This window comes from Proteus genomosp. 6 (assembly GCF_040139785.1).
In the GTDB taxonomy this organism is placed as follows: Bacteria; Pseudomonadota; Gammaproteobacteria; order Enterobacterales; family Enterobacteriaceae; genus Proteus.
In genome coordinates this window covers 85,017-103,126 of sequence record NZ_JBEEVJ010000005.1, presented here as the reverse complement: position 1 = coordinate 103,126, position 18,110 = coordinate 85,017, and the positions used below count along the sequence as shown (strand labels likewise).

At 36.9% G+C, this 18,110-nt stretch carries 18 protein-coding genes; 14 read left to right on the top strand and 4 right to left on the bottom strand.

Annotated features, from left to right (window positions below):
- Nucleotide 1: 1 nt before the first annotated feature.
- From ABN212_RS08100 to lhgO, 8 genes are all read left to right on the top strand, one after another.
- Complete coding sequence (locus ABN212_RS08100; protein WP_198619966.1) at nucleotides 2–703, top strand: energy-coupling factor transporter transmembrane component T; 702 nt, start codon at nucleotides 2–4, stop codon at nucleotides 701–703.
- Nucleotides 697–1,539: an energy-coupling factor ABC transporter ATP-binding protein gene (locus tag ABN212_RS08095; protein WP_198619965.1), complete on the top strand. Its 843-nt coding sequence runs from the start codon at nucleotides 697–699 to the stop codon at nucleotides 1,537–1,539. The genes ABN212_RS08100 and ABN212_RS08095 overlap by 7 nt, the downstream gene beginning before the upstream one ends.
- Nucleotides 1,526–2,326: an energy-coupling factor ABC transporter ATP-binding protein gene (locus ABN212_RS08090; RefSeq protein WP_198619964.1), complete on the top strand. Its 801-nt coding sequence runs from the start codon at nucleotides 1,526–1,528 to the stop codon at nucleotides 2,324–2,326. Before ABN212_RS08095 ends, ABN212_RS08090 begins: the two co-directional genes overlap by 14 nt.
- Nucleotides 2,327–2,404: 78 nt before the next feature.
- The gene (locus ABN212_RS08085; RefSeq protein WP_349443093.1) at nucleotides 2,405–2,917 is read left to right on the top strand and encodes a DedA family protein; all 513 of its coding nucleotides are present in this window, start codon (nucleotides 2,405–2,407) and stop codon (nucleotides 2,915–2,917) included.
- A gap of 388 nt (nucleotides 2,918–3,305) precedes the next feature.
- Nucleotides 3,306–4,340, top strand: coding sequence for a TAXI family TRAP transporter solute-binding subunit (locus ABN212_RS08080; RefSeq protein ID WP_109372195.1), 1,035 nt, complete (start codon nucleotides 3,306–3,308; stop codon nucleotides 4,338–4,340).
- A gap of 12 nt (nucleotides 4,341–4,352) precedes the next feature.
- Complete coding sequence (locus tag ABN212_RS08075; protein ID WP_349443092.1) at nucleotides 4,353–6,320, top strand: TRAP transporter permease; 1,968 nt, start codon at nucleotides 4,353–4,355, stop codon at nucleotides 6,318–6,320.
- Nucleotides 6,321–7,034 (top strand): FadR/GntR family transcriptional regulator, encoded by a 714-nt coding sequence (locus ABN212_RS08070; protein ID WP_109372191.1) that lies wholly within the window; start codon nucleotides 6,321–6,323, stop codon nucleotides 7,032–7,034.
- Between the two features lie 15 nt (nucleotides 7,035–7,049).
- The gene (gene lhgO / locus ABN212_RS08065) at nucleotides 7,050–8,252 is read left to right on the top strand and encodes an L-2-hydroxyglutarate oxidase (RefSeq protein ID WP_349443091.1); all 1,203 of its coding nucleotides are present in this window, start codon (nucleotides 7,050–7,052) and stop codon (nucleotides 8,250–8,252) included.
- A 69-nt stretch (nucleotides 8,253–8,321) separates the two neighbouring features.
- Here the strand turns inward: lhgO and ABN212_RS08060 are convergent, their stop codons facing one another.
- Nucleotides 8,322–9,200: a LysR substrate-binding domain-containing protein gene (locus ABN212_RS08060; protein ID WP_198630012.1), complete on the bottom strand. Its 879-nt coding sequence runs from the start codon at nucleotides 9,198–9,200 to the stop codon at nucleotides 8,322–8,324.
- A gap of 171 nt (nucleotides 9,201–9,371) precedes the next feature.
- Between ABN212_RS08060 and bla the strand changes: the two genes are divergently transcribed.
- Nucleotides 9,372–10,268: a class A beta-lactamase gene (gene bla / locus ABN212_RS08055; RefSeq protein WP_198630011.1), complete on the top strand. Its 897-nt coding sequence runs from the start codon at nucleotides 9,372–9,374 to the stop codon at nucleotides 10,266–10,268.
- 506 nt (nucleotides 10,269–10,774) lie between these two features.
- Here bla and ABN212_RS08050 read toward each other — a convergent pair.
- Nucleotides 10,775–11,239 carry an Lrp/AsnC family transcriptional regulator gene (locus ABN212_RS08050; protein WP_023582027.1) on the bottom strand — a complete coding sequence of 155 codons (465 nt, stop codon included), beginning with the start codon at nucleotides 11,237–11,239 and terminating at the stop codon, nucleotides 10,775–10,777.
- A 161-nt stretch (nucleotides 11,240–11,400) separates the two neighbouring features.
- Here ABN212_RS08050 and ABN212_RS08045 point away from each other — a divergent pair, with 161 nt between their 5' ends.
- Nucleotides 11,401–12,012 carry a LysE family translocator gene (locus tag ABN212_RS08045; RefSeq protein WP_100160242.1) on the top strand — a complete coding sequence of 204 codons (612 nt, stop codon included), beginning with the start codon at nucleotides 11,401–11,403 and terminating at the stop codon, nucleotides 12,010–12,012.
- A gap of 57 nt (nucleotides 12,013–12,069) precedes the next feature.
- Here the strand turns inward: ABN212_RS08045 and ABN212_RS08040 are convergent, their stop codons facing one another.
- Nucleotides 12,070–12,639: a HutD/Ves family protein gene (locus tag ABN212_RS08040; RefSeq protein ID WP_198619959.1), complete on the bottom strand. Its 570-nt coding sequence runs from the start codon at nucleotides 12,637–12,639 to the stop codon at nucleotides 12,070–12,072.
- A 114-nt stretch (nucleotides 12,640–12,753) separates the two neighbouring features.
- Nucleotides 12,754–14,169, bottom strand: coding sequence for a PLP-dependent aminotransferase family protein (locus ABN212_RS08035; protein ID WP_198619958.1), 1,416 nt, complete (start codon nucleotides 14,167–14,169; stop codon nucleotides 12,754–12,756).
- Nucleotides 14,170–14,305: 136 nt separating this feature from the next.
- On the opposite strand from ABN212_RS08035, the gene ABN212_RS08030 reads away from it, so the two are divergent.
- The 4 genes from ABN212_RS08030 to ABN212_RS08015 all read left to right on the top strand — a co-directional run bounded on the left by ABN212_RS08030 (nucleotide 14,306) and on the right by ABN212_RS08015 (nucleotide 17,834).
- Complete coding sequence (locus ABN212_RS08030; protein ID WP_198619957.1) at nucleotides 14,306–15,640, top strand: cytochrome ubiquinol oxidase subunit I; 1,335 nt, start codon at nucleotides 14,306–14,308, stop codon at nucleotides 15,638–15,640.
- The gene (cydB, locus tag ABN212_RS08025) at nucleotides 15,630–16,637 is read left to right on the top strand and encodes a cytochrome d ubiquinol oxidase subunit II (RefSeq protein ID WP_198619956.1); all 1,008 of its coding nucleotides are present in this window, start codon (nucleotides 15,630–15,632) and stop codon (nucleotides 16,635–16,637) included. Before ABN212_RS08030 ends, cydB begins: the two co-directional genes overlap by 11 nt.
- Nucleotides 16,618–16,779 (top strand): DUF2474 domain-containing protein, encoded by a 162-nt coding sequence (locus ABN212_RS08020; protein WP_109372179.1) that lies wholly within the window; start codon nucleotides 16,618–16,620, stop codon nucleotides 16,777–16,779. Before cydB ends, ABN212_RS08020 begins: the two co-directional genes overlap by 20 nt.
- 671 nt (nucleotides 16,780–17,450) lie before the next feature.
- Entirely contained in the window at nucleotides 17,451–17,834 is a 384-nt protein-coding gene (locus ABN212_RS08015; RefSeq protein ID WP_198619954.1) for a DUF805 domain-containing protein, read from the top strand.
- Nucleotides 17,835–18,110 lie beyond the last annotated feature (276 nt).

Genomic DNA, 18,110 nt, shown 5'->3' with positions numbered 1-18,110 from the left:
AATGCACCCCTTTACCTCATTGGCATTATGGCTTTGGCTAAGTGCCAGTGTGCTGTTTTTATCATTAAGCTTACCACTGCTGATAATTAGCAGTGGTACTTTTATTAGCTTATTACTCTGGAAAGCCTCTCGCTGGCGTTGGCGCCTTATTGCATGGTTGATGATCCCTATGGCGATAGGCCTATGGTTAGTTCATAGCGGTTGGTTTGCTTATTGGTTAACAGGTGGCATTTTAGATACCAGTAAACAAGCTATGGCAATAACGCTATGGCTAAGATTATTAGCAATAATAAGCGGTGCTCAATTGTGGTTGCAGTACACTTCAACCGAACAATTTATTAGGGCCTTATTTGCTAGCCGTCTACCTATGAGTCTTTCCTATTTATTAGCAGGGCCTTTGTTACTTGTAGAACAATTACGCCAACAGTTACACAATATAAGAGAAGCACAATTAGCACGAGGTGTACCTCTTGATGGTTCATTCTGGCAACGTCTAATAACATTGCCTGCTATTGTCTTGCCACTTATTAGCCATGTATTAAGTGATTTAACGATTCGTAGCGCTGCATTAGATATGCGAGGATTTCGTATTATTGCAAAACGTACCACGCTTTCTCCCCCTGTCGATACACCACTACAAGAGATGTTACGCTATTTTATTTTACTGCTTATCTTTGTTGAAGGAGCTATTTGGCTATGGTAATAAATCTTCAGCAATTTAGTTTTACTCCTAAAGACGATGAGCAACCTATTATTGGCCCTATTGATCTACAATTAAAGCAAGGAGAATGGCTTGTTGTTTTGGGAGGAAATGGCAGTGGAAAAAGCCTTCTTGCCCAACTACTAGCAGGTTGGCATCCCGATTTATTAACAGGCTCAGTGCAAGGCTTGGGAATTGTACAAAATATTGCTCTGGATAAAAGCCGATTAGTATCACTAGCCCCCGGTAGACAACTCGTTCAACAATCTCCTCAATTACAACTTTCAGGTTGTGCTTTTACAGTAGAGCAAGAGATTGCTTTTGGCCCTGAAAATTTAGGGTTAAGTGATAATGAAGTTCGATTTCGCGTAAAAGAAGCAATGATATTAACGCAATGTGACAGCCTTCGTTTCCGCCACCCTTCTACACTGTCAGGCGGAGAAGCGCAGCGTGTAGTCATTGCAAGCGCTCTTGCCATGCACCCTAAATTATTATTGCTTGATGAAGCATTTAGTCGTTTAACACCAAATGCAACACAACAATTACAGCAACGCATTAAACGGTACGCACAAGAGCACACATGTAGTGTGATTATTTTTGAACGCAATTTATTGCCTGCAATAACACTTAGTGAACAATTTTTATTGTTAGAAGCAGGAACAATAAAAGCAGCAGGTGCTTTAAAAGATATATTTCCTTTCTTATTTACAACAATTAATGCTCCTGATGCATGGTTAGCTTTAAATTGGTTAGTCGAAAACCATCATTGGAAAAAAAATATTGTAAATAACGATAAGGCCTTACTTAAGGCTTTTAAGGAGTTTTATGTTACAGCTTGATAAAGTGACTTATCGTTGGAGTGAAGATGTTCCACCGTGTATTTCTCAATTATCTTTAACATTAAATCAAGGTGAATGGATAACACTCGTTGGTGATAATGGTGCGGGTAAATCAACACTATTACGTTTAATTGCAGGATTGTTAACGCCTAATGAAGGTGAGATAAAACTCAATAATCAGTTATTATCTCAAATGAAAGCACAGCAACGTGCTCAATATATTGGTGTATTATTCCAAGAGCCTGAACGACAAATATTTCATAACACCGTAGAAAAAGAAGTTTCTTTTGGCTTGAAACAACGCAAGTTTTCTAAAGAAGAGATTAAAAAACGTTTGGATGAAACATTAATGCTTTGCGGTTTAAGCAATGTCGCTGATGTTCATCCTTTAGATTTACACGCAGGTCAACGTAGAATGGTTGCCGTTGCAAGTTTGAGTATTCTATCCCCCAAAATATTACTACTTGATGAGCCGACTCGCGATTTCGATGCACATTGGCTAACATGTTTTGAGAACTGGCTTCAGATACAAAAAACATTAGGTACATCTGTTCTTGCGATTAGCCATGATCTTGATTTTACGGCACGTCATTTTCAGCGGGTTATCCATTTATCATCAGGAAAATTAATTGCTGATGGTGCTCCTGAAAGTGTATTAATGAGCTCAACGTTGCAATCCCTTTCAGATATACCCGCACCTACGTTATACTCATTAAGTCAGAAATTAAAATTACCAATAAAAAACAGCCCTGTTGAATGGGCTAAAATGTTAATTAAGAATAAATAGAAATCATAATATTAGCTCATAATAATCTTAAGACTTATCTCTATTATTATCATTTATTTTGCTGCTGGAGATAATTAAATGGAAATCTTTCACATGGTATTAGACTCATTGAGTCACTTATCTCCTATTACCCTATTCTTATCTATTATCTTAATCACGGCTGGAAAATCGACCATCGGTATTTCTTCATTTTTGCCACCAGCATCTTTGATGTTGATCTTTATTTTTGGTGCCTGTTTACCACTTTACTCCCCGATATTTCTTTGGTTAGCAACCAGTTTTGGTGCCTTATTAGGTTCAATTTTAAGCTATGAATTGGGGTGTTCAATTTATCGTTTTCCTCGTCTTAAATTGTGGGTTAAGCGTTATCAATCAAAAATAAATCGAGTTCAACAGTTATTAAAAAATAAAACGTACTATATTTTGTTTATTTCTCGATTCTTAGCTGTCTTTCGTTATTTAACACCCTTTAGTGCAGGCTTATTAAAATTACCTGCTTATGGTATTTATATCACTAGCGCTATTTCTGCATTGGTGTGGTCTGCAATGTTTATTCTAATTGCAACAGGAGTGCTCTCTATTGCATTATAAGAATACTGATTAATCCTTAATTTTACTTATTTTCTTAATTCTCAAACTCATCTATTTTCACTTTTTTTCGCAAAATTGTTTAAATTTCTACCAACTTCTCTTTTTTTCATTTTATTTTTTATTATCGATAAATAGGCTATTTTTTAGCTCATTTTATCGTTTCCCTAGCAAGTTATTGATATTTTCTTTTGTGTTTTATGACTATCACCATAATTATGATTAAAAATTGCATAATTACTATGTTGATCACAAATTGTTATTTTCTTGTTTAAATTTCATTACGTCACCTCACAATTCTTTAACTTTCTTGTTTTCTATAAAAGTTGTCATGTTGTATACAAGTTAGTGTGAAACATTCACCTGCGTTTTTATGTACAGGAACAACATCATGAGAATAAGAAAAACAAAGCTTGCCATCGGTATTGTTGCTGTTATTGCTGTTGTCTCATTAGCAGTAATCGGCAAAAAAGAGAATGCGAATAAACAATTTCTCTCTGTAGCAACCGCTTCAACAGGAGGAACGTATTATCCGATGGGAGTGGGTTTAGCAAACGTATGGAGTACACATCTTAAGGACAGAGGTGTTCAAGTAACAGGACAATCTTCAGCAGGATCGATAGAAAATATCTATTTAATGCAGAAAAATGAAGCTCAACTTTCAATTTTACAAAGCCTTTTAGCCGTAGAGGCTTATGAAGGGGTGCGTAATTTTGAAGGCAAACCAGAAAAAGATCTGCGTTCAATTTCTATGTTATGGCCTAATGTTGAGCACTTTGTTTTAATGGATAACAAAGTAAAAACGGGCACATTAGAAGATATTCGCGCGACTAGCTTTTCTGTGGGTCCTCAAGCCAGTGGTACTGAACAATCCACGATTATTATTCTTCAAGGCGTGAATTTAACTAAAAAAGATATCACACCTGAATATCTTGGATATGGCGATACCGTTTCTGCCATGCGAGATGGCCGCCTTGATGGTGGTGCATTACCTGCTGGGGTGCCAGCTTCTGCGGTAACTGATATGTACGCAAGTGGTGTCAGTGCAAAATTACTCGAAGTCACGGATAAGCAACTTGATGATATCAATCATGTAGCGAATTCATGGTTTCGTTTTGAAATCCCCGCCAACACCTACCCTCGTCAAACTGAAATGGTCAATACGATTGCTCAACCTAATATCTTAATGACCACAACCAGCATTGATAATGATCTGGTTTATGAGTTGACAAAAACCATGTTTGAGAACCTTCCAGAGGTTCATCAAGTTCACAGCGCAGCCAAGTACATCACCACAGAAAATGCATTAAAAGGTGTTTCTGTACCATTACATTTAGGGGCTTACCGCTACTACAAAGAAATCGGATTAGAGATCCCTGATTATCTTATTCCACCAGAAGCTCAAACGCAGACTAATAATAAATAACAGGAGTGAGTTATGACTAACAATGACCACCTAACTCCGGTAGAGCCACCTGCATTAGATAAAGAAGCAAGCTCCGGCAATCGCCAACTTGCAGGTATTTACCTGAAAATTACCACGACTCTTGCAATATTAATTTCGCTTTACGCTATTTATTCCAACGCATTATCAAATACTCAAGAATTTTACCGTAATACTATTTTTCTTAGCGGTATTTTAATTCTAGGCTTTATTCTGTTTCCATTCTCTAAGCGTTTTTCAACGCCTAAATTTAATGGATGGGATTATCTTTTTATTGCTTTAACATTAATCAGTTATGGATATTTTTTCTTTAATTACGTCGATCTTCATGTTGTAAGAAAAAGTATTCCCAACACTACCGATTATGTCATGGCAATACTGGGTATTATTGTACTGTTTGAAGCAGCAAGAAGAACCACTGGGTATTTCATTCCAGGGCTTGCAACTTTTGCCATTATCTATGCTTTATTTGGTCAGTATTTTATGGGTATTTTCGGTCATGCCGGATTTTCTGTAGAAAGATTGTTATACCGTTTATTTATGACCAGTGAAGGTATTTTTGGGATCACCCTTTCAACAGCCTCGACAGCGATTGTTGTCTTTATTCTTTTTGGATCGTTCTTAAGTGTCAGTGGCGCAACAGCCCTGTTTAATGACTTAGCACTTGCTCTTGCGGGTCGTCGCCGAGGTGGTCCTGCTCAAGTCGCTGTTATTTCATCTGCATTAACAGGTTCATTAAGCGGAAGTGCTGTCGCCAACGTAGCAACAACGGGGACTTTTACCATTCCTTTAATGAAAAGCATTGGATTAACGCCTCGCTTTGCGGGTGCCGTAGAAGCAACAGCATCAACAGGCGGTATGATAATGCCACCTATTATGGGTGCTGCCGCATTTATTATGGCGGGCTTTTTAGGCATTTCTTATACCACTATTGTTATTGCAGCGATTATTCCAGCGTTGTTATATTACGCAGCTTTAATTATGGCGATTGATATCGAAGCCAAAAAACAAGGATTAAAAGGTTTAAGTAAAGAGAATATTCCACAAGTTAAAGCGGTATTAAAAGCGCGTGGTTTATTATTACTACCTTTAGTTATTGTTATTGGCACTTTATTAGTGGGTAAAACACCTATTTATGCAGGCTTCTTAGGTATTCTGACCATTATTATCGCAAGTTGGATAACGCCTGATAAATCAGTCCGTATGACATTAACTAAAGTAGCTGACGCCTTAGCGGAAGCGGCTCGTGGATCTGTTCAAGTGACTGTCGCTTGTGCTGCAATCGGTGTCATCATCTGTGTTGTGACAATGACAGGTATCGGTGCAACATTGGCATTCAATATCGTCTCAATGACAGATAACACATTATGGATGATCTTATTAGTCGTTATGCTAGTGTGCATTGTATTAAGTATGGGTTTACCTTCAACGGCGTTATATATTGTCGTAGCCGTTACAGTGTCACCTATCTTAATTAAAGCGGGTGTTATGCCTTTAGCGGCTCACTTCTTTGTTTTCTGGTTCGGAGCTTTATCCAATATTACACCACCCGTAGCATTAGCAAGTTATACCGCGGCCAGTATTGCTAGAGCTGATCCAATGCAAACATCATGGGATGCGGTTCGTTTAGCACTTCCCGGTTTTATTATTCCGTTTATTTTAGTCTATAACCCTGCTTTACTGATGCAAGGTGATAATTTAGGTGTACTTTCAATTGGATTAATGATTATTAGTGCATTAATCGGAATTTATGCACTCAGTATCGCAACGGCAAACTTCTGGATGATTAAAACAACATGGTTTGAGCGTATTGCATTTGCAGCAGCGGCAATTCTAATGATTAAACCGGGCTTATATACCGACCTTTTAGGTGTCGCCTTGATCCTATTAACGGGTGCATTCCATTTATTACGGTCTAAAAAACAGTTAGCCAATATGGAGCATGCATCTGGAGAAAACTAGATGATACAAAAGATCTCACGCCAAAAAGCGTCGCATCAAATTCTTGAGCAGATAAAGCAAAATATTAGTAACGGGACTTACCCTATTGGTGAAAAGTTACCCTCTGAAAATGTACTTGCTGACGCCTTTGGCGTCAGTCGAGTTCCCATCAGAGAAGCATTAGGTGTCTTAGAAGCCAGTGGCATAGTAACTTCACGCCAAGGGGGTGGTCGCCGTGTAATTGACCATTCTATACTCAGTAAATATGAACCATTGGTAATGGAAATTGCTTGCCCTGAAGAGATAGATTCACTGCTCGAAATGCGTGAGGTCATTGAACATGAAGCGGCAGCTATTGCCGCTTTACGTCGAACACCAGAAGAATTACGCGCTATCGAAAACGCCCACGATGCCTTTGTTTTAGCAACAAGACAAAACAAAAGTATTGGTCATAAAGAGGACTATCAATTTCATCGTTCTATTATGGTTGCCTCTCATAACTCTTTTTTTGTCCAGATCTTAGATAACTTACACGAACTCTACCTTGGCGTATTAATGTATTCGCTAAGTAAAAACAAAGGACGAGATACTGAAATTGAGCGAGTGATTGCGGAACATGAGGCAATTGTCGAATCAATACGCCAACAAGATCACGATGAAACAAGCCATAGAATGCGTCTTCATTTAACCAATGTACGTGGCAAATTAAAGCGATTACAACAAGAACCCTGTTAATTTAAAATTTATAAAATGGATAATATTATGGCTTATGACGTGATTATTATTGGTGCGGGATTAGTTGGATTAGGGGTTGCAAGTGCGCTACAAGAGAGTCAACCTGAGCTGAAATTGCTAGTGATTGATAAAGAGTCAGGCCCTGCTGCTCACCAAAGTGGGCATAACAGTAATGTTGTTCATTCCGGTATTTATTACACACCAGGGAGCCTTAAAGCAAGGCTGGCAAAACAAGGCAACATTACGACATATGCGTTTTGCCAACAACATAATCTCTATTATGATCGTTGTGGCAAAGTTATTGTTGCTAACAATGAAAAAGAGTTAAAAGCGTTAGAAAATATCTATCAACGTGGCATTGAAAACGGGCTTGAAGTTATCAAAATGACTGAATCTGAACTTAAAGTCAGAGAACCTTATGTCAATGGTATCGCGGCTCTATTAGTTCCTGATGCAGGTATTGTGAATTACCCTGAAATTGCAGCAAAACACGTTGAAATTATTCAATCACGAGGCGGTGAATTTGCATTTGGACAAACGGTGACAGCAATTAATGAAACCGATGATACTGTTACTGTCACAACATCCAATAATCAATTTACAGGTAAATGGTTGATTAATTGCGCCGGCTTATTTAGTGATCGTATTGCTAAAATGGCAGGTTATGACACAGGAATGAAAATAGTCCCATTCCGTGGTGAATATTTTATGCTTAATGCTAATAAAAACTACTTAGTAAACCATCTTATCTACCCTGTTCCTAATCCTGATTTTCCCTTCTTAGGTGTACACTTTACGCGTATGTATAACGGGCATCGTGATGTTGGACCTAACGCAGTATTAGCATTTAAGCGTGAAGGCTATAAAAAAAGCGATATTAACTTAAAAGATCTCACTGAAGTGCTGACTTATAAAGGATTTTGGAAAATTGCTGGAAATTATTTAGGTGAAGGAATGGCAGAGCTTCGCCGCTCATATTCACGTAAATTATTTACTGCAAATGCACAGAAACTCATTCCTGATTTACGTGAAGCAGATATTCATCCAGGTCCTGCGGGTGTTAGAGCCCAAGCGTTAACTCGTGAAGGGAAATTAGTAGATGATTTTCATTTTGTAAAAGGCAAACGCTCGCTGCATGTTTGTAATGCTCCATCACCTGCTGCAACCGCATCTATTGAAATAGGCAGAGAAATAGTAAAAGAGCATTTTTCTTTGTAATTGAAAAAATATATGCAAGTAAAAACAACAAATGGCACTGAGATTAATCAGTGCTTTTTTATTTTTATATCATTCACTGATTTCTTTTAGCGCTTCATTCATTAGCCATTGCTGAAATATTTCCATTGATGCTGTCATTGGCTTTGATTTTAAATATGTTAGCCAATATTTTCCCAATTCAACTTCTATTTTAAAGGGTTGTACTAACTGACCATTTTTAATTTCTCTTGAAAACATTTTTGCGGGTGCTAATGCAACACCCCCTTCATAAATTGCGCTTTCAATCATTAAGCGTGAAGAGTCAAAAATAGAGCCTGTTATTTTTATCGGCGGCATCTTTGCTTTTTCAAACCATTGTAACCACTCATCTTCTCGATAAGAGCGATATAAGTTTTCATTTATTAAATCTGTCGGATGTTGTAAACGTTTCGCTGTATCTGATGAACATAACACCGTTAATGGCGCAGAAAATAACGCTTTATTATGTGTCAATGGCCATAAACCTTCACCAAATCGAATCGCAAAATCTAATCCTTCAGTAGCCAAATTAACCACATTATTATTTGTTCTTAAATTTAATTCTATTCTTGGATATAACTGCCTAAATTCAGCTAATCTAGGTAATAACCATCCCACCGCAAATGTGCCAACAGCCGCAATTGAAACAACATCGCGATATTCACCACGTTCAAATTGCTTAAATACACGCTCAATATCACTAAAAGCCGTTGTTAACACAGAAAATAAAATCTGGGCATCATCCGTCATTTCTAAGCCACGGGGTAAACGCTTAAAAAGAATAACGCCAAGTCGCTCTTCTAACATTCTCACTTGTTGGCTAACAGCACCTTGAGTGACATACAGCTCTAATGCCGCTTTGGTGAAATTAAGGTGCCTTGCTGAAGCTTCAAATGCACGTAATGCATTTAGGGGAAGATGAGTTCGCATAATATTTTTAGCCATTAGATTTTCTATAGGCTAAGGTGATTTATTATCGATTGTCAATAAATCAATTAAATAGGATATTGCACCTCATAAATAAACGGCTCTATATCTACTCAATAACTGTCTATTTATATTGATATTTTCTTTATTAACTTAATATGAGCAACAATGACTATGTTTAAAACAACATTTCGCCAAACAGCGACGATTGCAGTTTCATTAATATCTCTATTGGTATCTCCAATGTTATGGGCTAACACCAATAATACGATTGAAGAGCAATTAAGTACGCTTGAAAAATATAGCCAAGGTCGTTTAGGTGTTGCTTTAATCAACACGGAAGATAATTCACAAATAACATATCGTGGTGAAGAACGTTTTGCGATGGCAAGTACAAGTAAGGTTATGGCTGTTGCGGCAGTTTTAAAAGAGAGTGAAAAACAAGCGGGATTATTAGATAAGAATATTACAATTAAAAAATCCGACTTAGTTGCTTACAGCCCTATTACAGAAAAACATTTAGTAACAGGAATGTCTTTAGCTCAATTAAGTGCTGCTACGTTGCAATATAGCGATAATACAGCAATGAATAAAATCTTAGATTATTTAGGTGGTCCAGCCAAAGTCACTCAATTTGCACGTTCAATTAATGATGTAACTTATCGCCTAGATCGTAAAGAGCCTGAATTAAATACAGCAATTCATGGTGATCCTCGTGATACGACTTCTCCAATTGCTATGGCTAAAAGCCTTCAAGCATTGACATTAGGTGACGCATTAGGTCAATCTCAACGTCAACAGCTTGTTACTTGGTTAAAAGGCAATACAACAGGTGATCACAGTATTAAAGCGGGTTTACCAAAACACTGGATTGTTGGGGATAAAACTGGCAGTGGTGATTATGGTACGACTAATGATATCGCCGTTATTTGGCCTAAAAACCATGCACCATTAATTTTAGTGGTCTATTTCACACAACAAGAACAAGATGCAAAATACCGTAAAGATATTATTGTGAAAGCCACAGAGATTGTAACAAAAGAATTTTCCAATTTATCTCAAAAAAAATAAATTTCTTTATTGATAATCTAAACAGGAAATTAAATATAATAGAGCTACTTATTAGCTCTATTATTACAAGAGTACACGGAACAATATAAGTAAAATAACTTAAAGATAAAAAATTAGACTGTAATAAATAAGCCTAATATACTTAATTCTATTAAATGGATTTATTTTAATGAAGTAAGATGTCCGATTTTTTGAGTTAATTGGTGAGTTATTATCGTGTGCAGGTCAAATAACTCTTACACAGTTCAGACTTTGTATCGTCATTCTTACAATATTAATGTTAATTATTGTCTCTTTATGTACTTGGTCATTTGATATCTATTTTATTGGTGCATCATTATTTATTTGTATGTTGCTTTATACACCAGAAATATATCGTTTTATTAAAAGCTGGATAATTTAACTTATAGTTATAAAAAAGCCTCCGTTAACTTTAACTAGAGGCTTTCTCGACTAAGAATATCGTGTGATAATTTAAAATCAACTAAACCTAACTGTTTAGAAAATTAAAGTGGCAAAGCAAAACTCACTTTTACCGTTTCCATTGGTACTTCTGTTTTTATACTTTGGATGCTTGGAATTTGTGTTAAATAATCGGCATGGAAGCGACGATACGTTGCTAAATCTTTCGTCACAATTCGAATTAGCGCATCGCATTCGCCTGCCATTAAATGACACTCAACCACTTCAGGTAATACCTTGATAGCCTTTACAAATTCTTCAATAGTTTCAGCATCTTGTGCTCTAAACCAAATTCTTGCAAATAAAGATAACCCTGCATCAACCTTACTACCATCTAATACAGCAACATAACGAGTGATCACACCAGATTCTTCAAGTAAACGCACGCGACGAAGACAAGGAGAAGGTGAGAGTCCAACCTCTTTTGCCAGCTCAATGTTCTGGATTTTGCCATCACGTTGAAGCACCTGCAAAATATGTTTATCTATCTTATCTAATTTTATTGACATCAAAGATTAACCTTAATTCTATTTATGGAATTTTATTGCCAATTAATTCTTTTTGTTAGCAACAAAGCAACCCGATTTTTTCGAAAACATCATATAATCTTTCCGCTAAATTTCACAGCAAAAACGATATTTCTCTTAAACTATCTCTATCAGGTGAAAAGATGGAATTTAACACTTTATTATTATTCGCATTAACGGTTCTACCGCTTATCTGCACACCTGGGCCCGATATTCTTTTTATCTCATCTCAAGGGCTATCAGGCGGTATGAAATCTGCATGGGTTGCCAACGCTGGCGTTATATCAGGCTATTTAACCCATGCATTACTAAGCGCATTAGGGCTTGCCGCCTTAGTGTCAGCATCACCCATTTTATTTCATTTACTCAAATGGGTTGGTGTGTTTTATATCAGTTATCTTGCAGTCAAAATGTTGATATCCGCCTGCAAAAAAGGTCAATTAGCCCTCGATGCCTCAAAAACCTCACACTTATTTCGTAAAGGTTTTTTAACCAGTTTTCTTAATCCTAAAGGACTATTAGTTTATCTCGCTATTTTACCAAACTTTATTGATAATCATAATGATATCGCAACACAATCATTACTGTTATCTGGGATATTTATCACGACTTGCTTAATTATTTATGGTTTGCTCGGCACCTTTTTTGCTTATATTGGCTTAAAAGGCGGTTTAAGTGAAAAACGTCGCCGCTATAACGATGGCATCGCGGGTGGATTACTCACATTTGCAGCAATTAATCTGGCTTTAAATTAGCCTTAATCCTAAGCACTATTTATTATTCTAATCAGAATTTGACCACAAGAATGCCCTCTATTTAAGTGGTCGAATATCTGCCCATAATAATTGACAGTTTGCGGTTAACGGTCTTATTTCACCTTCTCGAATATCAGGTAACCACCAAGCCCCCTGTCCTTTTGATAAACGCTGGCAAGTCGCGCCAATTAAAGTCCATTCACCTTGAGTGACATAAATTAATCCTGCATGAGAACTAGGTAAAATAAGCGGTTGTGTTATTAAGGTCGTCTCTGCTTTCCAACATGTCTGACGCACCATAATATTTAGACACTTTACGCTGCCTTTAATAAGTTCAGATTTAACAGGAATATCACCTGAAAAATCAAAAGGCTGATAAAAGTCAGTAACGGAATGATTAAGAAAACCAGGGCTATTTAAATTGATGCCATTACCTTCTAATAGCACTATTTGCCGTTCAATGTCAGGAAACTGTCCTAATGAGCTATTCTCTTCGATAGAGGTTAAACACGCTCGCCATGAAAAATCATTATTAACTGGCCAGCACACAATTTCTTGCGTTGTGCCTTTTTGATTATTCCATGATATAAACGGTAACTCTTGTTGATCAAAACAACGTAGCTTCATTGTATCCTCCTTCAATATCTGGCTATCAGTCTGATAATGAGGTTAGGGATCAATCATTGGAGATTACCGTCAATAAATCAATAGTTAACTTTTAAAAATGTGCGCTGGCGTCAGCTATTTACGTCGTAATTTTCTGCACCCTTCTCCAATAATTTCCATTCCTTTTTCAGTACGACTATTCCATTGAAAAGAAGAGTTTAAACGAAATGCATGATTAAATTGAGAGCTGGTGGAAAACATTGAACCTGGCGCAATACTGACACCTCTCTCTAATGCAAAATGATAGAGTTTATTCGCATCAAATGTTGATTCAAATTCTAACCAGAGAAAATATCCTCCTGATGGAATATTCACTTTTACATCTTCTGATAAATGCGTTTGTATCGCTTGTAACATACGATAACGCCTTTGTTCTAATAATAATCTTAATCGGCGAAGATGCGTATCATAGCCACCTTGTGACAAATAATCGGCAATAGCTTGTTGTGTTGGCATACTCGCAGATACTGTACTCATCATTTGCAACTGCTGTATTTTTGTTGCATGTTTTCCAGCTGCAACCCAACCCACACGAAATCCCGGTGCAAGGCATTTAGAAAAAGAAGCGCAATGTAAAACGCTATTTGTTTTATCAAAACCTTTTACTGGCATAGGTGCTTTCTGGCTGTTATAGAGTTCGCCATAGACATCGTCTTCGATTAGCGTTATCTGTTTCTTCGCTAATATATCCACCAGCTTTATTTTATTTTCATCAGGCATTGTTCCACCTAATGGATTTTGACAATGACTCATCAACCAACAGGCTTTAATATCGTATTGCTCAACCACTTTTTCGAGTTCATCTAAACAAATTCCTGTTACTGGATCTGTTCTAATGGCAATCGCTTTTAATCGTAAACGCTCAATGGCTTGTAATGCACCATAAAATGCAGGTGATTCAATCACGACCCAGTCACCCGGTTCGGTAACGGCTTGCAAACTAAAACTGAGTGATTCCATTGCACCAGCAGTAATCACAATTTCATCTGGAGAGACATGAATTCCTTGTAATGCATAGCGTTGCGCAATGTTACGGCGTAACTTTTCATTTCCTGGTGGTAGATTGATCACTGAACTTTGAGGCGCTAAATGCCTTGCAGCAGAAGCCAATGCGCTACTTAATTTAGGCTGAATAAATAGGCTGGGATCGGGGAAAGCGGAACCAAAAGGAATAATTTCAGGATCTTTACACGCTTGAAGTACATTGAAAATAGAGGTGCTAATTTCAACATTTTCACTCATGTGTAGCCCTTTGCTAGCGGTTACTTGACCGAAACGGTTATTACGATGTGCAACGTAATAACCTGATTGTGGTCGCGCTGTTATCCATCCTTGGCTTTCTAATAACTGGTACGATTGTAAAACAGTCATTAAACTTAAACCTGATTGTTTCACCGTATCCCGCAATGAAGGTAAACGGTCGCCAGATTGCCAGATATTATCTTCAATTTGTTGGCGTATTTGCGATGCAAGCTGTTCATATCGAGTCATATAAAACTGTTTACCTCAAAACTGTTATAGTCATTTTTAAACTTATTGTCACTATTATAGCTTACTGTCATATGGTCTACTAATCCACACGTTTTACCTGCAATTTACATTTTTATATCAATAAAACGAGGTTTTTATGCTTGGGTTAAGTGCCTTTGATTTGGCGCGTATCCAGTTTGCGTTCACAGTTTCTTTCCATATTATCTTTCCCGCAATTACGATCGGACTGGCTAGCTTTTTAGCCGTATTGGAAGGTTTATGGTTAAAAACTCGCAATAAGGATTATTTAGCGCTATTCCATTTTTGGTCAAAAATATTCGCTGTTAACTTTGCTATGGGCGTTGTCTCTGGTTTGGTTATGGCCTATCAATTTGGAACCAACTGGAGCTTTTTCTCTGATTTTGCTGGCTCAATTACAGGCCCTCTACTCACTTATGAAGTACTTACCGCTTTCTTCTTAGAAGCTGGTTTCTTAGGTGTGATGCTGTTTGGCTGGAATAAAGTAGGTGAAAAACTTCACTTTTTCGCAACCTGTATGGTGGCATTAGGCACATTAATGTCTACGTTTTGGATCTTGGCTTCAAATAGCTGGATGCAAACACCGCAAGGATTTGAAATTATAAATAACCAAGTCGTTCCGGTAGATTGGATCGCCGTTATTTTTAACCCATCGTTCCCTTATCGCCTTGCTCATATGGGTGTTGCAGCTTTCCTTGCTTCCGCCTTCTTTATTGCTGCATCTGCTTCATGGCATCTACTCAAAGGCCATAAAACATCTGCAATGAAAAAAATGCTTTCAATGTCTTTATGGATGATTTTAATTTTAGCACCAATTCAAGCACTCATTGGAGATGTTCATGGTTTAAACACCTTAAAACATCAACCCGCTAAAATCGCCGCTATTGAAGGTCACTGGGAAAATGAACCAGGAGAAGCAACACCGTTAATTCTCTTTGGTGTGCCTGATATGGATGCTGAAGAAACGAAATATAAGATAGAAATTCCTTATCTTGGCAGCATGATCTTAACTCACAGCTTAGAAAAACAAGTTCCGGCATTAAAAGAGTTTCCTAAAGAAGATCGACCAAACTCACTTATCGTCTTCTGGTCTTTCCGCATTATGGTTGGCCTTGGGATGTTAATGATTTTAGTTGGTGTATGGGGAACTTGGCTGCGATATAAAAAGAAACTTTATGAATCTAAAGCTTTCTTACGCTTAACTTTCTTAATGGCGCCTTCGGGTCTTATCGCTATTCTTGCTGGTTGGTTTACAACAGAAGTAGGACGTCAACCTTGGGTTGTTTATGGCGTACAACGAACACGAGATGCCGTATCTGCACATGGCGAAATGCATATGAGTATAAGCCTGCTGATCTTCTTAGTTGTTTATGGGTCTGTATTCGGTATTGGATATGCCTATATGTTAAAACTAATCCGTAAAGGTACACCGGAGGTTCATCATGGGAATTGATTTACCAGTTATTTGGTTCATCATTATCGTATTTAGTACGTTAATGTATATCGTAATGGATGGTTTCGATCTTGGTATCGGTATGCTTTATCCATTTATTAAAAGTGACCAAGATCGTGACTTAATGATGAATACTGTTGCCCCTGTATGGGATGGTAACGAAACATGGTTAGTCCTAGGTGGAGCTTCATTATTTGGTGCCTTCCCATTAGCTTACGCGGTTATTCTTGATGCCTTGGCAATGCCTTTAACCTTAATGCTTGTCGCATTAATTTTCCGTGGTGTCGCTTTTGAATTTCGTTTTAAAGCAGATGACAGTCATAAAGGCTTTTGGAATAAAGCATTTATCTTTGGCTCTATCTTAGCCACCTTTATGCAAGGTGTTGTCGTGGGTAGCGTTGTTCAAGGTTTGCCGGTTGTTAATCGCGCCTTTGCGGGTAGCTATTTTGACTGGTTATCCCCTTTTGCACTCTTTTGTGGATTTGGATTAGTTATCGCCTATTCATTATTAGGATGTGGCTGGCTGATTATGAAAACCGAAGGTCATTTACAACAGAGTCTATATAAGGTCGCTAAACCTCTCACACTCATTATGCTTGCAGTCATTGCAGCCGTCAGTGCATGGACACCATTAGCGCAACCTGCAATTGCTGAACGTTGGTTCACATTACCAAATCTGTTCTTCTTTTTACCTGTTCCTCTTTTAGTGTTGTACAGCACTTGGTTAATTTTACGCTCAGTGAAAAAACAAGGACATTACCTTCCTTTCTTTGGTGCGCTGGCTTTAATTTTCTTAGGCTTTGCAGGATTAGGCATAAGCATTTGGCCTAACATTATTCCACCTGCAATTAGTTTTGTAGAAGCATCTGCACCACCAGAAAGTCAAGGGTTTATGCTAGTTGGCGCATTGTTTATTATTCCAATTATTCTCGTTTACACATTCTGGAGTTATTACGTTTTCAGAGGAAAAACAAATTATGAAGAAGGTTATCACTGATCCACAAATACAAAGTAAACCCTCATTATTAAAAAAATGGGGATGGTTGATTACAATTTGGTTTTGTAGTGTTTTAGCCTTATTTGCTGTGTCTTCCCTCTTCCGTTTCTTAATGACGTTAGCCGGAATGAAAGTCAAGTAAAGGCAAAGTACATACAGCAATATAATTAACTAGCGCCGAATATGGTAAGCTATAAAATAGAAGTGAAGTAAAGAAAGGGCTGAAGTTATCTTCAGCCCTTTTATCTTTATTTAAGATAGTGGGTTACCGTGTAATGTCATTAAAACTTAACCTATTCTTATTAGAATGCTCTTTTAACAGCTAATTTTATATAAATAATTTTTTTATAAAAGAAAATACAAAAACAAATATTTTTATTCTTCCATGATTAACTAAATTTAAATCAAACTCCTTGATAAAATCATTTTAAATACATCATTTTTGATTAACAATAAGAGATAAAATCTTTTTTATGCATGTATTACGATAAATAAAAATATAAATAATCCTATAAAAAGCCTTCTCTCTAGAAATAAGATAGAATGAATGTTGAATTAGGCTTCCAAAGTAATTATGATATCGGCGCCTAGAGGATCCATATCTGTATTATTCTATAAAGACACGCTGAATGTGTCATTCAGGTATGCTCATATGATTAATTCAAGAATTAAATCCACACCCTATTAAAAGTGTGGATATGGATAATATCTGTTCAAAATACATATTTTGATAATTTAGATTTATCTTAATTGCTAAGAAAGATCTCTTACACTAGGCTTACGTATTGTTGCTACTAAATTAAGGATGAAGTCATGAATTGGTATTTGGAAGTCATTAAAAATAATTACGCTAACTTTTCAGGCCGTGCTCGCAGAAAAGAATATTGGATGTTTACTCTAGTAAATACCATTATTATTACTGTTCTATACGCTATTTTAATTTCATCAGTAGATATGAATACAGGTGAAATGAGTTCACTAGGTTCAATTGCAGGTATTATTATAGGTATTTATTCTTTAGCAATTATCATACCTAGTCTTGCAGTGACTATTCGTCGTTTCCACGATCAAGATAAATCAGGTTGGATGTTCTTACTTGCATTTATTCCTGCTGTTGGTGGATTAATTGTTTTTGTCTTTATGTGCCTTGAGGGTACTAAAGGTGACAACAGATTTGGTCCAGATCCAAAAGCTTAATCTAGTGCTGAATTAATATGACAATACAGTGAGTATACCTACTATTAAGTTTACTCACTGTATTAATTGATTTTCCTTCCTTTGTTACAACCATCTGAAAATATTCCTTCGTTAAAAAAAGAACACCAATTCACCTCCCTCTGTATTGTAATTTAGTATTTTTATTTATCTCTGACTTTTTAATTAATGCCTTAGAGTTATTACATTAAGCTTATTACATTGATTTTTAAGTTTTTTTCTTTATTGTTAATTTGAACCTAATCACTAGACATAAGT